General features: G+C 30.5%; 13 protein-coding genes and 1 rRNA gene. 7 read left to right on the plus strand and 7 right to left on the minus strand.

Going from position 1 to position 14914, the window contains the following annotated elements; translation table 11 throughout:
• Positions 1–119: 119 nt before the first annotated feature.
• The 6 genes from ACQ3F0_RS23940 to ACQ3F0_RS23965 form a co-directional block, all read right to left on the minus strand.
• The gene (locus ACQ3F0_RS23940) at positions 120–1475 is read right to left on the minus strand and encodes an SLC13 family permease (RefSeq protein ID WP_428868319.1); all 1356 of its coding nucleotides are present in this window, start codon (positions 1473–1475) and stop codon (positions 120–122) included.
• Between the two features lie 157 nt (positions 1476–1632).
• Positions 1633–1797, minus strand: a complete 165-nt coding sequence (locus ACQ3F0_RS23945; RefSeq protein ID WP_428868320.1) for a DUF6903 family protein — start codon at positions 1795–1797, stop codon at positions 1633–1635.
• An 11-nt stretch (positions 1798–1808) separates the two neighbouring features.
• Positions 1809–3971, minus strand: coding sequence for a 1,3-beta-galactosyl-N-acetylhexosamine phosphorylase (gene gnpA / locus ACQ3F0_RS23950; RefSeq protein ID WP_428868321.1), 2163 nt, complete (start codon positions 3969–3971; stop codon positions 1809–1811).
• Positions 3972–3976: 5 nt separating this feature from the next.
• Complete coding sequence (locus ACQ3F0_RS23955; protein ID WP_428868322.1) at positions 3977–4861, minus strand: carbohydrate ABC transporter permease; 885 nt, start codon at positions 4859–4861, stop codon at positions 3977–3979.
• Between the two features lie 9 nt (positions 4862–4870).
• Positions 4871–5764, minus strand: coding sequence for a carbohydrate ABC transporter permease (locus ACQ3F0_RS23960; RefSeq protein WP_428868331.1), 894 nt, complete (start codon positions 5762–5764; stop codon positions 4871–4873).
• A gap of 55 nt (positions 5765–5819) precedes the next feature.
• Positions 5820–7184, minus strand: coding sequence for a carbohydrate ABC transporter substrate-binding protein (locus ACQ3F0_RS23965; RefSeq protein WP_428868323.1), 1365 nt, complete (start codon positions 7182–7184; stop codon positions 5820–5822).
• Positions 7185–7589: 405 nt separating this feature from the next.
• Here ACQ3F0_RS23965 and ACQ3F0_RS23970 point away from each other — a divergent pair, with 405 nt between their 5' ends.
• The 7 genes from ACQ3F0_RS23970 (at position 7590) to ACQ3F0_RS24000 (ending at position 14644) form a co-directional block, all read left to right on the plus strand.
• On the plus strand, positions 7590–8450 hold the full coding sequence (locus tag ACQ3F0_RS23970) for an AraC family transcriptional regulator (protein ID WP_428868324.1): 861 nt from the start codon (positions 7590–7592) through the stop codon (positions 8448–8450).
• Between the two features lie 82 nt (positions 8451–8532).
• Complete coding sequence (locus tag ACQ3F0_RS23975) at positions 8533–8682, plus strand: hypothetical protein (RefSeq protein ID WP_428868325.1); 150 nt, start codon at positions 8533–8535, stop codon at positions 8680–8682.
• The gene (locus ACQ3F0_RS23980; protein ID WP_428868326.1) at positions 8679–9446 is read left to right on the plus strand and encodes a DUF362 domain-containing protein; all 768 of its coding nucleotides are present in this window, start codon (positions 8679–8681) and stop codon (positions 9444–9446) included. The genes ACQ3F0_RS23975 and ACQ3F0_RS23980 overlap by 4 nt, the downstream gene beginning before the upstream one ends.
• A 93-nt stretch (positions 9447–9539) precedes the next feature.
• Positions 9540–9761 (plus strand): hypothetical protein, encoded by a 222-nt coding sequence (locus tag ACQ3F0_RS23985; protein ID WP_428868327.1) that lies wholly within the window; start codon positions 9540–9542, stop codon positions 9759–9761.
• Positions 9762–9847: 86 nt separating this feature from the next.
• Entirely contained in the window at positions 9848–11815 is a 1968-nt protein-coding gene (locus ACQ3F0_RS23990; protein ID WP_428868328.1) for a sigma-54 interaction domain-containing protein, read from the plus strand.
• A 186-nt stretch (positions 11816–12001) separates the two neighbouring features.
• Entirely contained in the window at positions 12002–13225 is a 1224-nt protein-coding gene (locus tag ACQ3F0_RS23995) for an AsnC family transcriptional regulator (RefSeq protein WP_428868329.1), read from the plus strand.
• The gene (locus ACQ3F0_RS24000; protein ID WP_428868330.1) at positions 13226–14644 is read left to right on the plus strand and encodes an acetate--CoA ligase family protein; all 1419 of its coding nucleotides are present in this window, start codon (positions 13226–13228) and stop codon (positions 14642–14644) included.
• Positions 14645–14751: 107 nt separating this feature from the next.
• Here the strand turns inward: ACQ3F0_RS24000 and rrf are convergent.
• A 5S ribosomal RNA gene (gene rrf, locus ACQ3F0_RS24005) occupies positions 14752–14868 on the minus strand.
• Positions 14869–14914: the final 46 nt, after the last annotated feature.

The following is a 14914-nucleotide window of genomic DNA, read 5'->3' on the forward strand; positions in this document are numbered from 1 at the left end:
TCTCGATACCTAGATTATTATTATTCTCCAAACTTGAATCAGTTAAATTATACCATAATTTATCTTGTTTTGCTCATAATTTACATAAATTTTATATTTATTATCTGTTGCGTATATAGTTAAATAACTCCAATCAATCTCCACCATGGAACTTCTATTAAGATAACACTAATAAACGTTACTAAAGTCATTAATAGCCCATATCTAAAAACTTGCCTGCTACCATAAAAATCCTCTCCATATCCAATCATTATAGTAGCATGTTGAAAAGGTAGTAGATAATGCATATTTACTACACTATATACCATAAGTGTAAGTATGGGAGATCCTGTATCAAACAAACTCATTTTCATAAATATTGGTAGTACTATAGCTGATGTTGTTACTGCGCTTCCTAAAAATATGTGTAAAATCATTGATATAATAACAATAACCATGATTTGATAATTCAAATTAGATTTCGGTATTAATATTAATAATTTATTGCATAAAATATCAACTACACCTGAATAAGTTAAGACACCACCAATGGAAAAAGCAGCAACAAAAAATATTAACAATTTCCAATTAACTTTTTTGAAAGATGATAAATCTATTATTTTTCCAAAGTACATTGCTATACTACCTAAAAGCAATATCCATTGAGCTCTTATTCCAGTAATAGATTGAGTTGTGAAAAGAATAAATATACCAATTAGTACAGATATTGTTATATATTTTTCCTTCGTCATTTTTATTTGTTTATCATTTATTTTAAGTGATTCAAACTTTACACCTTTTAACTCTTTTCTGAATACTAGTTTAAATAAAAAATAAGTAATTATACATATTAAAATAGATGGTACAGTCATATACATTGACCATTGTTGCCAATTTATATAACTATTCCCCATTTCCATAGCTACAAAATGTAACAAAAGATCTCCATTTAAAAACATCATAGATGTGAATGTTGCGGCTGTAAATATACTAAACATTAATACTGACTTTGAGTCTCTAGATATTTTTTGTCCTTTTAAATACTCTATATAAAATGCTGATAAAAGAATTACTCTAGGGAATGGTTGAGGTATAAAAAATATAAGAATTATACCCGCTATATATGAAAAAAGAATCATATTATTTGGTGTCTTAACTATTTTATTCATTAATTTTCTAGAAGTATATTCAGCAAGTCCAGATTTGACTACCCCTTCAGAAATAACAAAAGAAAAAACAATGATATAAAAATTCTCCGTCATAGGAAATTTGAATATTACCTTTGCAGGAGCTAGTCCCATTATAAATGCCATAAAAACAAAGAATAATGCTACTACTGTCCTATCCACAGCATTAGTAGCCCATAACATTATCGTCAATAAAGATAATGCTATAGCCATTTTTATTGAAAAGTTAAAATTCAACACAATGTATAAAATCCCAGTTAATGCAATACTAAATATCAGTTCTTTTTTCTTTTTTATAATTTTAACCATTTTACTCTCCATTTTTCCTATATTTTTCAATTACATATACAGGATACACTTTTCAGAATAGTTTATCAATAAGAACAAATGATAGAATTTATAAATTTCTGCACAATAAAAAAGGTAGGCAAAATTACTCTGCATACCTTTTTATAATCTACTATAATTAAACATTTTTTTTATTGTAAATGAACAATTCTAACAAAATACCAAAAAGGCCCATTAACATAATCACCAATCCCAAATAACCTTTTATATTTTGTCCCTTTAACACTAAATAAACTGAAAGAATAAAAAAGAGCGCTGCAACAATAGCTTTTACTTTTTTCATTTTATCACCCACTACATTTCAGCCCATCGAATCTCACAGGCTTTCAGATTTACTTCAAAATTATTACCTTCCCCATCATAGATTATAGATTTTTGAGCAATATCTGAATTGTTTACTATAGCATATTTCTTAATTTCAGGGTATGCATGAACTTCTACATAGATATTTTGTGCAAACCATTTATATAGTTCTTTTTCTCTATTAGCAGAATAGAAAATACTTCTTAATAATAATCGAGTATTATCTTCGTTATATGGTAGTCCTGCTATATATACGCATTTACCTTTCCCATATTTATTAGCTGATAAATGTATTTCTCCATCGCTATACTGGAGAATTTCTGTATCTTTGCTCAATGAATAAATATTCTTCATACTTTCTCCAAAATCTATTGGTGTTTTTATATCCTCAGTTATAAAGTGCTGTTTATTCTCCTCTTTAAAATATTTATTTGTACTTAGTGAGAAACCTAGTTCCTTTTCTACTCCTAAAGCATCAGCTAATTGAAAATATCTACCCTGATGATGATTAGCTGATGGCTCTCCTACCCCTATAAACCCTCCACCATTATATATCCACGCTCTAATGGTCGCTGTAAGTTTTTCGTCAAGCCATTCCTCGCCTCCACTAAATGCTGTATCATGATCCCCAGCATTTAATATTACATCTATATCCTTTGGTATTCCTTTTGCTTTTACTTCACTAAAACTAATAAAAGATACATCTACACTAGTACCACTTAAACATTCAAGTATTCCAAGATATGAATAAATCTGCTTATACCATAGTGCATGAGCAACCATATAAGTTTGCCACGATCTGATTTTTCCCCAAGAATTTAGAATTGCGACCTTTAACCCACAATAAGGTTTAACATCTTTTATATTGTAGTAAATTTCTCTAAACTCATTGCACACATTTTCGATATAGTCTATAAACTTAGGAAATTTATAAGCTAATGATAAATACCCTCCATAACCAATTCTATCCACAGGCTTTCTCATAATAGCACGTCTTGCTGATATCCAATTTGTTCTAGCTTCAACTGTAGGGTCATTGCCTTCTCTAAAAGTATCAGGAAAGAAATATGGCAAGAATCTTCCCTCGGTATATTTAACTCCAGGAATTTCAGAAATCATTCTTAGCGTTGCACCGCTATTTACAGAACCAACAACCCCATCTATTCCTATATTACTGAAGTATTTTCCATAGGGTTCAGTTCCAATCCAGTTATCTCCTAAAAACATCATAGCCTCTTTGCCTGCTTTATGAACCTTATCAACTAACTTCTTAGCCGTTTTCGATACAAATTGTTGTTGAAAATCCATAAAATCCAAAAATTCTTTAGAAGGTCTTCTAAAGGACGTGTTATAGTATCCTTCATCAATTATATCTTCTGGTCTTAATCTATATCCCATTTCTTTTTCAAATGCTTCTAAAGCTTCTATAGATACACTTGCACTATATCCAAACCAATCCACAAATTTCTCTTTACCCATGTTATTAAATATAAGGGTAAAATGATAAAAGAATGTTGTAAATCTTACTACGTCTGTATTTTTATTCTCCTCTAACCACTTATCAATATAATCTATTATATATTTTGATGATTCAGGTTTTCTTACATCAAAAGGAATATCATGCTCCTTATCTCCCCAGTTATTCGTTATATGGTTATACATTTGTGTTGGGTCCCATATAGCATATACTAAAAAAGAAACAGTATATTCATGAAATTGCTCTGTATTAAAAATTATCACCTTGTTTTTACTTTTATCTATATCCCAATCATCTATATCTACTACTTGTCCTGTAGTTCTATCTATTACTTCCCACCATTTCTTTGGATTATGGTCATAATCAGGTTTTACTTGTTCTGAAAAATAACCCTCCATAAATAATATTTCTAGTTTTTCTGAATTTGCTAAATTGAACTTACTCATCAAATAAATCTGTTGACATTCATTCATATTTTCTTTGGCAAATTCATTATGCCCTCTACTCACAAAATATGTGGTATAAATTTTTGCATTTAAACTTTTTATATCTTCTGAAAGTTTTGTACCATCACTATCCCTAATAGCATCTGCTCCTAATCTTTCTAAGATTTCCTTTGTTTCTTTTAAGAACCCTGCTTCGCTAGGAAGTGTTATATTCCCTTTAAGTTTTGACATACCCATCACCCCTTTACTCCTCCAAGACTCATTCCTTGAGTTAATTTCTTTTGAACTAAGATGTATAAGACCAATGTAGGAATCATTACAATTACTAACCCCGCATACATTTGTCCATAATTAGCTGCAGCTTTTTGAGACTGCATTAAATTTATTAATCCTACTGGTAAAGTTTTTGATTTTCCTGGCATCAAAGTTAGCGCTATAATATACTCATTCCAAAAAGATAGGAAATTAAATAATATAACCGTTATTATGCTAGGTCTTATCATAGGAATCATTATACTAATCATAGTTCTAAAATATCCACAACCATCTATAGAAGCTGCTTCTTCATACGTCTTCGGTAATGTCTTGAAATAATTAGATACTAAATAAATTGTAAAAGGGATTGCTGATGAAGCATAAACTATAGCTAAAACAACAATATTGTCTAAGAATATCCCCTTTCCAAATATCTTCATAATATATCCATCCCATCCTAGAAGCATTAAAAATATTGGAACAACAATATAGTTTACATTGATAAATAAACCTGCCATGAATAACCTATTTATAATTTTTTTACCTTTAAATTCAAACCTAGCTAAAACATATGCTGCTGGAATAGCAACAACTAACAATATAGCTAAAGCTAATGTGGTAACTGTAACAGAGTTTAAAAAGTACTCACCCATTTTTGCCTTTTCTATTGCATCAACAAAGTTTTTAAAGTAGAATCCTTTTGGTAATGCCCATGGATTACCATAGAATTCAGAGTTTTCTTTAATAGATGCCAAAAATACCCACAATACCGGTACTATTATACTAATAGCCAAGGTTATTAACGCAACATATATAAATAATCTATAAATATTATCTGCTTTCTTTATGTTCTTTTTCTTATTCATATAAGCCTCCTAATATTGTAAGGTTTCACGTTTTGTAATTTTGTTAATAATTCCTGATAATAAAAATGAAAATAAGAAAACTGTAACACCTATAGCCATACCATAACCATAACTTGCATTGTTATATGCTTGCTTATACATATAGCTTAAAAATACTTCCGAGGAACCATCTGGTCCTCCACTAGTCATTACCTTTACAAATAAGAAACTTAGATTAATAGAACTTATGATAAAAAAGGTTAGTGTTGTCCTTATAGTATCCCAAACTAAAGGAAGGGTAATATTAAAAAACTGGCTTATTTTACCCGATCCATCAAGCTCGGCCGCTTCATATAAATGAACCGGTATTGAGCTCATACTTGCCATATACATTACCATATAATATCCTATTGCTTGCCAAATCATTGCTCCAGCAATAGAATAGATTACAATTCTTTGATTTCCGAGAAACTGAATGTTTACCCAGTTCTCAGGTTTTAATATTCTAAAAAAACTATTTATAAGTCCTTGGCTAGGATCATATATTGCTGAAAATATAGATGATATAACTACAACTGATAAAATATTGGGTACATAAAATATAACTCTGAAAAAGTTTTGACCTTTGATATCTTCACGTACTAGAATGGATGCAAAGATTATTGCTATTGTCATTGTTATTATAGTTACTATTACAATAATAAAAATTGTATTTTGAAAAGATCTTAAAAAGTTAGCATCTCTTATTAAAATTTTAAAATTATTCAATCCCACAAAAGCTTTTTTTGCAGATAGCCCTCCCCACTTATATAGTGACATTTTAAATACACTTAGAGTTGGAACTATCATAAAAATAGAAAATAAAATGAGTGCAGGAGTTAGACAAATAAAAATAAATAATTTTAAACTTCTGTTATTCACAATTTTCCCTCCTCATAATAAACAATATGGCGGATATTTTATCCACCATATTATCAATCTACTTTATTGCTTCTTTAATCTTAGCTGCAGCTTCAACAACTTCCTTTTGCCACTGCTCTACAGTTTTATTCTTTGAAACAATAGAGTTAACAGTTCCGAAAAGAATTCCATCTCCACTTGTTAAATCAACACCTTCTACTGGAGGAGCTGCCGCAAATCCACCCATAGCTGCCTTTGCACCATCATTATAAACTGAGAAGTATAATTTATTTGGATCTTCTTCTTTCATTAATTTTTCTGCGCCTACTATTGGCTGAACTGCACCAGCTTTTTCATATATTATTTTTGCTGCTTCATCTGAATACATATAAGCCATAAATTTCTTAGCTAGTTCAACTTCCTTTGCTCCCTCTGGTATATACATCTGTTCAAAGAATGTATAAGAATAGGCATCTCCACTCTCTGTAACCTTTGGTAGCGCTGTAAATCCCCATTCAAATCCATCTGCTCTAGGTGCATCTTTCATTTCACCTGGTAACCAAGTTCCATTAGGTACAAATAAAGCTTTATTATCTAATATTAGTTGTTGATTCTTTGTAAATCCCTCTCCATTTGCCTGAGAAACTGTATCTGGGTGAGTATACTTAGCTAATTCACCTACTAATTCAAAAGCTTTAGCAGCTTCAGCGCTAGTCCAAGCCTCTTCTTCATAATTCATCGTTTTATTAAATAAATCAGCTCCTCCTACTTCATTAAGAAGTGCATAGAAGAATGCATCAAAGTATCCTGTTGTAGGATAAGTAAATAATGAGATACCATCCTTCTTAGCTGTTTCTCCAAGTGCTAATAATTCATCCCAAGTCTCAGGGAATTTATATTTTCCTTCTCCAAAAAGGTTTTTATTATAGAAAAGTCCACATGGTGAATAAAATAATGGTGCTAAATATGTCTTACCATCTCCATATGGATTTGTTATTAGAGTATCTGTAAAACCAGGTATTATTTTTTCCTTAACCTTAACACCCTCACCTGGTACTTCCATATCAAGTACATCTGTTATATCGTGTATAGCTTGTTCCTTTATTAATGTATCTGTTAACTTACCTTCCGCACCAACAGCTAAGTATATAATATCTGGAAGATTTCTAGCTTGAATTTGAGGTCTTAAAACTTCAGCAATATTCTTCTCAAGAGTTAATTCAATTTTAACCCCAGGATTTGCAGCTTCAAATTTAGAAACTAACTCTTTCCAATGCTCATCTCCATATCCACCATTTAAACCTGCAATTTTTAAAACCTTTTCTTCTACCTTAGATGTGTCACTAGATTCACCATCCGTAGTAGTCGATTCAGTCTTGGCTGAACAAGCTACTAATGATACAAGTAAACAAATTGAAATTAATAAACCTAATACTCTTTTCATAATTATCCCCCTAATGTAATTATTTTCTTGTTAGTATAAGTATAAGACTATCATCCTTTTTTTTCTATAATTATGTTGCTTGTTTTTTTAGTTATATTGTTATTTAGATTTTAAAGCAATATAATAAAATTATATGGATTTGTTTTTAGAGAATACAGCTTTAAGAAGAGAATTTATAATTGGAATAAAAAGCGAATTAAATCAGTGACAAGTTAAGGATCTGAAATAATGTTCTTTTACTGATGCAAAAGGAATCTTTATATCTTTTATTTAGTTAAAAGCTTTCGCTTGCGAAAGATATCCACAACTTGTAACTATAAATTTCGAACTTGTTCGCAATTTATAATCATTGCGTCAAATTATTCTTAATCAATAATAATTTATAACTCCCGGAGGTGTACATCTGTGTCAAATACTTTATTTGAATTTAAAAGTAATGAAATTAGTAAAACAAATGCTAAACTTCGATATGCTTCGAAATCAAAGTATGAGGATGATTGGCATAGTACCATGCACTTGCATCCTTTTACTGAATTATTTTATGTAGTTCATGGAAGTGGGCATTTTAAAATAGAAGATAAAGATTTTACTGTAAAAGAAAATGATTTAGTTATAGTAAATGCAAATGTACTTCATACTGAATCATCCAAAGATTCAAATCCCTTAGAATATATAGTATTAGGAATAGATGGAATCTCTCTTATGATTGATGGAAGTGCTGATGATTCTGAATTAACAAATTCCTACAGTATTCATAACTATAATAAATATAAACATGAAATCCTATTTTATCTAGATAATCTACTACGTGAAGTTGAAAGAAAAGAAGAACATTACCAATCAATTTGCCAAAATCTTTTAGAAATTTTGATTCTTAATGTAATAAGAAGAACAAAATCAAATTTAGTATTATCTTCAACAAAAAATATTAATAAAGAATGTGCTTATATAAAAAAATACATAGATGTTCATTATGCTTCAAACTTATCCTTAGATTCCTTAGCCACAATAGCCTTTATGAATAAATATTATTTAGTACATGAGTTTAAAAAGTATACTGGAACTTCTCCCATTGACTACCTCATTGAAAAAAGGATATCTGTATCAAAAATGCTTTTAGAAACCACCAGATATTCTATGGAGCAAATCACTGAGATTATTGGTTTCAGTAGTCAATCATATTTCAACCAAGTCTTCAAGAAAAAAGTAGGGACATCTCCTTCAAAATATAGAAAATCTTATGGAAATAACAAAAAAGATAATTAAAACTCATACTTTAGGTTGATGTAAAAGTAAAATAACTTTGTATAATAAAATAAGGAAAATAGTGCTCGAAAGGAGATAATATATGTCAGGAAAAAATTATGTTGTTATCACACATGCGCCAAAAATGAACTATATGAGAGACTATGTAGCATTACCTAAAAATTATGGACAAGCAGAATATTACCAACGTAAAGATATTGCAAGTATTCAAAATATTGTTTTAATAATTTGAATGAATTAGATGCCAAAATTCACTTTACTGACAAAATCAAAGAAAAAAAAGTTATCATTAAACCAAATTTAGTATCTGTATATTTTGACATTGGATTTAAAGATAAGGAGTATCCTGAAAGTACTGATCCTAGAGTTTTAGATGCAGTTATATGCTATGTTCAGCAATTCACTAAAAATATTGTTATTGTTGAATCATCAGGTAGGAGTATGCCTACTTGGGTATCCTTCAAAACTGCAGGTATTGATAGAATTGCAAATGTTAGAAACGTTAAATGTATTGCATTAGAAGAGCAACCGGTAGAACGTTATATATTACCTAAGGCTCAAGTAATGAAAGAAATATTCATCCCAAAGATTTTGACTGAGGTTGTAAATGGAGATGCCTTTTATATCTCTTTACCCAAAATGAAAACTAATTTATTTACCGGTGTTACCTTAGGATTTAAAAATGCTATGGGTTCTATTCCTTATAATTTAAGACAAAGAAATCATAATTATCATATTAATAACAAATTAGTAGATATTCTATATTTGTATAAACCTGATTTAGTTATAATTGACGGCCTCATTGGCGGAGAAGGAAATACTCCTGCGCCAGTTGATCCAGTACAAAGTCATGTTATTATTAGTGGAAATAATAGTGTAGAAACTGACATGGTTGCTACTCGAATGATGGGAATTGATCCGGATACTATTCCATTGATGGTTGAAGCTAAAAAAATGGGATTTGGAGATGATAAAGTAACAATTATTGGTAAATAGAGGGTAACCCCTTTTAGAAAAGCTGATCAATCGTTGCTCAGTGATTATTTTAAAAATCAATTTCCTAATATTAAATATTTAGTAGGACATTCAGTGAATAACCATATCAAATTCACCGATCCAAGCAAAGTAACTCCTGATATAGTAAAAGCAAATGAAAAGGCCTGTAAAGGTGGTTGTTTAGCAGCAGTACGTCAAGGGTTTGAGATACCAAGTTATTTTGATGATAGAATCCATGAAATACCTAATCTATCTGAAGAAGATAAGAATAAAGACTACATACTTTTTCTTCAAAAAAATACTCCACCTCAATGAATACACAAGAACTTTATAAAGTATATTTTATATATACAGACAAGCCAAAGTTTCAAAAATTTAGATAAATTATTGGAGGGATGAACTTGGTTGAAATCCACAAGAATACGATTTTGCGAGAAGAATGGCATAATTTTATAAAGAATGGACAAGTACCCCATTCTTTGACAAAAGAAGTACTAAGCTCATGGGAAAGAAGTAAAGAATTCAAAGTAAATCCTTTTGACGGAAAATCTGAAATTATATTATCTAAAGATAATTTGGATAAAAAACTAAATGATAACAAAACACTTATACATATAACAAAACCATTTATGCAAAAGATTTACCAAAATATTAAAGGTTTTGGGTATATTATTTTTCTAACAGATAATAACGGTAATCTATTACATACCATTGGTGATGAAAAAGTAAAAAAATCATTTAAAGAAAATCTAAACTTTACTATTGGTGCATCTTGGAGTGAGCAAGCTGTGGGTACTACAGCCGTTTCTATGGCAATCTGTAAACAAAATTCAATCCCTTTTATGGCGGAAGAAAAATATTGCTTTGAATTAAAAAAAAGAGCTTGTTCAGCAGTGCCTATTAAAAATATCGATGATGAAATGATTGGTATACTCGGTGTTGCAGCTAATTTTCCAGACCCAAATCATCAAATTTATGGTATACTACTTGGAGCACAAATGGCAATTGAAAATCAATTAAGAATAATGAAAACTAATACAAGCCTTCACATTATTAGTCATTATTATAAAGCTATATTCCATTCAGTTTCAGACCCAATCATCACTATTGACAATAAAGGAATTATTACAGACATAAATGAAAAAGCAAAAGAATCTTTAAATAATAAATCCGGAAATATTGTAGGTAAAAAAGTTAAAGAAGTTTTGAATTGCTATCCAGTTATACTAGATGCAATGAAGTCAGGGAAAACCTACTCCAATGATAATCCCTTCTTAATAGATTTTAAAGATAAAAAATTCCATTATAATTTAAAAAATGCTATTCCAATAATAGGCGGAAATGGTGAAATTCATGGTTGTATAAATATACTTAAAAAAATTAAAAAAGATAAAATTAGAATAGTAAAAAAATCTCTAATAGATTCAAAAGCTAAGTATACCTTCAATAATATTATAGGTAGTAGCAAAAATATGAAAAAAATAAAAACCATTGCAAAGACAGCTGCCAAAAGCTTATCAAATATTCTCATTACAGGTGAAAGTGGTACAGGTAAAGAATATTTCGCACAAGCTATTCATAATGCTAGCTCTAGAGCTAAAGGCCCGTTTATTGCTATTAATTGTGGTGCTATACCTAATGAACTAATAGATAGCGAATTCTTTGGTTATGAAGGAGGCTCTTTCACTGGAGCTCGTAAAGAAGGTTCTGCTGGAAAGTTTGAACTTGCTTCAGGAGGTACAATATTTTTAGATGAAATAGGTGAAATGCCAAAAGATTTACAAATAAGGTTACTTAGAATTTTACAAGAAAGAGAAGTTACACGAATAGGCGGATCAAAACGGATTTCAGTAGATATTAGAATAATCGCGGCTACTAATAAAAATTTAACTCAAGAAATAAAGGTAGGTAGTTTTAGACAAGATCTTTTTTGGCGATTGAATGTTATCTCAATAAATATTCCTAAATTATCACAGCGTAAAGAGGATATTCCTCTCCTAACAAAACACTTTATTGAAAAACATTCTAAGAAAATAGAAAGAAAATATATTTTGAGTAAAGATTCCCTTCATATACTTCTAAATTATAATTGGCCTGGAAATGTGAGAGAATTAGAAAATTGTATTGAAAGAGCTTTATTATTTGTAGATAACAATGTAATATTACCTGAACATCTTCCTGAGTATTTAACATATGCGCCTGAGAAAGTTGATTTTTATGGTAGTTTTTCTTTAACTGAAACAGAAAAACAAACAATCGAGCGTGTATTACATGAGAGCGGAAAAAATTTAACAAAAGCTGCTAAACTATTAGGCATTTCTAGACCTACTTTATATAGCAAATTAAAAAAATACAAAATTAGTTGTTAAAATATTTTACAATCGTTAGATAAATTTACGATTTTAATATCGAAAATAATTAAAGATAAACATTAAAATTCCTTTTTATCGCCTCTATAAGCAATTCTATATAGGGGCTTTTTGTTTTGGCATGTATATTGCTATTATATGGTAATGAATTGTTTTTTACAAAACCAAAAGGAGGTAGAGTCAAAAATGAGTGAAAGTAAAAAAGCTAATTATATGCTTGGAACTGATGAACAGCTAAAATGGAAGGAAGAATATTTTTTTGGTCCAAAGGGGATAGGTTATTTAGAACCTGGTATTGTACCATTAGATCATGCAACTATGAGTGCTTATAATGTAGCAAAATCATCTTACCAAATACATCCAGATGTTTTTAATATGGATTACTTATCAAAAACTACAGGATTGGATAAGAAAGACATTATCAAACGTATGCATAGACTTTATGATGAACATTTAATAATGTTTGTTATGAATCCAGCTACACAAGTATATGGTTGGGGACTTTATTATTGGTTTGTAAAACTAAAAGAAGGTACTTCTAAAGAAACAAAATCTAAGTTAGCTGAATGGTACCAAAATAAAGATGATATTTGCACAGGTTTTGAAATGGAAGGCGATTTTGATTTCTTCAATGGTAATCACATGCGTGTTTTGGATAATTTATTAGCTAGTGTTATAGAACCATGGAAAAACAATCCTGAAATAGAATATGTTCATATCTGCCCTATTCGTCGAGATGTTCGTGAAAGCCATATAAATATGTGGGATGCACCTAAAGATGACTATAGAAAAGCATTTTGGGGTGAAGGACAATTAGAAAAGTTAGCAAAAATCCAGGACAAAATGGACTTAAATGATTTAAAAATTTTCCAAGCATTGAATGCAGAAAGACCTGTTGAAGACATATTTGATTTTGATGTATTGTCTAATATTTCAGGCCTAGATCCAAAAGATATGCTGGAAGGGATGAAAGAAATTGTTGAAGAAAAACGTATATTAGTTCCAGTATTTTTCTTAAACTTTATGAAATTAAACGTTACAAATCATACTTATGTAATAAGAACATTCCAAAACATACCATCTTATCGTAAGTCACAAATTGTTGATGAACTATCTAAAATTCCTGAGTTCAACATAGTTCTTGAATTTAGTGATTCATTCTACGATATATTAGTTTCTGCTTATAATGAAATTTCAGATATTGATGCCTTAAGAGATAAGATTTCTACCTATGCAGAAATTGAAGATATTAAAGAAGCTGATATAACAAGACAGTTTAGACGTTGGGTTTGTAGGCTCGATGAGAAAAACGGATTCTGGGAGGAATGTGTATTTACCGATGACTTCCTTGAAGACCGTACGGACAAAAAATCACCAGTTTCTTGTCAATTTGCAAAGGAGGGGAAATAGATGAAAATAAGTGCTCCTCGTAAATATGTTGTTGAAAATTTAAAATATGCACTAAGTCCTGCATCAATTGCAGTTGTTGGAGCTTCACGCTATGATGGAAAAGTTGGTTACAAAGTTATAGAAGGGCTAAATAAATGGGGTTATAAAGGTAAAATATATCCTGTCAATCCTAGAGCCGAAAAAGTACATGGATTAAAAGCCTATAAAACCATTGTCGATATTCCTGATACTGTGGACTTAGTCTTTGTAGCTGTCCCAGCTCATCTAGTAAAAATGGTTTTAGAACATGCTGTAGCTAAAAAAGCAAAAATAGCAGTTATTGCAACAAGTGCATTTAAAGAAATTGGTAGAGGAAAATTACAAGATGAATTGACACAATATTGTCGTGATAATAAATTACCATTAATAGGTCCAAATCTTGTTGGAATGGGAAGTCCTTATCTGAATTTTAATTGTGGATTCATCCCTTACCTTCCTGTAGAAGGCCCTGTAGCTATGATTTCTCAATCTGGAGCAAATCTTTTAGCTGCCCTTGGTACATCGCAAATGTTGAACTATGGAATGAGTTTCTTTGTAGGCCTCGGAAATAAAGCAGATGTTGATTTTTCTGAATTTATTGCCTATGGCGCAGAAGATCCTAATACAAAATGCATAGCTACTTACATTGAAGGATTAGATTGTCCAGAAGCTTATATAAAAGCTTGTAAAACAGTTGTTCCAAATAAACCTGTTGTTACTATTAAAGTAGGGGGTTCAAAAATTGGAGTTAAAGCAGCTTTTGCGCATACTGCTTCTGAAAACCAAGGTACTACGGATACGTTGTACGATGAAATTTTTGAAAAAGCTGGAGCAATTCGTGCGACTACTTGGCAGGAATTTTTAGATATTTCACTAGCGCTTGGATTACAACCTCCATTAAGTGGAGATAATGTAGTTATGATTACAAATGGTGGCGGATCTGGACTATTATCCTGTGATCATTTCGAAAGAATAGGAATGCCAATGCGTGAATTAAAAGAAATTTCTCCTCTACTAGTAGATAGGATTAGAGCTTATATGCCTATGTTTGGATCACCACTAAACCCTGTAGATATAGCAGGGACTGCTTCTCCAAAACAATATAAAGGTGCTATTACACAAGCTATACGTGACCCTAATGTAGACGCAGTTTATGGCTCTATCTGTCCAACATCAGTCACTGACGTTGCTGCAGTAACTGATATCTATATTGAAATATATGAAAAATATAAATATCTAGGAAAACCACTTATTATGGAAGCACAAGGTGGAGAAGAATGTAACGATGCAATCATGAAATTAAGAAAACATGGTATACCTGCTTATCCAACAGCAGAACAAGCTGTAAATGCTATTGTTGCACTTAGAAAATATGGGGAAATAAAAGAAAATATGAAATAGCCTTATTTTAACTATAAAAATTCCCTGTACAACCAACTCTAAAAATTGCTAGTCCTTACAATAATAATAAATAAAAAAAAGACTTTACTATTAAGTAAAGTCTTTTTACCTGGCAACGTCCTACTCTCCCACACAGTCTCCCATGCAGTACCATCAGCGTGTTGAAGCTTAACCTTCGTGTTCGGAATGGGAACGGGTGTTACCTTCAAGCTATAATCACCAGATATATAGTTGTATGTGTTTGTTTGAATTATTCATTCAAAATTGCAT

Source organism: Clostridium sediminicola, assembly GCF_050402865.1.
Taxonomy (GTDB): Bacteria; Bacillota; Clostridia; order Clostridiales; family Clostridiaceae; genus Clostridium_AF; species Clostridium_AF sediminicola.

Excerpts from the sequence above, each read along its gene's own strand:
- ACQ3F0_RS23940 (WP_428868319.1), bottom strand. The coding sequence starts at position 1,475 with ATGGTTAAAATTATAAAAAAGAAAAAAGAACTGATATTTAGTATTGCA.
- ACQ3F0_RS23945 (WP_428868320.1), bottom strand. The coding sequence starts at position 1,797 with ATGAAAAAAGTAAAAGCTATTGTTGCAGCGCTCTTTTTTATTCTTTCA.
- gnpA (WP_428868321.1), bottom strand. The coding sequence starts at position 3,971 with ATGTCAAAACTTAAAGGGAATATAACACTTCCTAGCGAAGCAGGGTTC.
- ACQ3F0_RS23955 (WP_428868322.1), bottom strand. The coding sequence starts at position 4,861 with ATGAATAAGAAAAAGAACATAAAGAAAGCAGATAATATTTATAGATTA.
- ACQ3F0_RS23965 (WP_428868323.1), bottom strand. The coding sequence starts at position 7,184 with ATGAAAAGAGTATTAGGTTTATTAATTTCAATTTGTTTACTTGTATCA.
- ACQ3F0_RS23975 (WP_428868325.1), top strand. The coding sequence starts at position 8,533 with ATGTCAGGAAAAAATTATGTTGTTATCACACATGCGCCAAAAATGAAC.
- ACQ3F0_RS23995 (WP_428868329.1), top strand. The coding sequence starts at position 12,002 with ATGAGTGAAAGTAAAAAAGCTAATTATATGCTTGGAACTGATGAACAG.
- ACQ3F0_RS24000 (WP_428868330.1), top strand. The coding sequence starts at position 13,226 with ATGAAAATAAGTGCTCCTCGTAAATATGTTGTTGAAAATTTAAAATAT.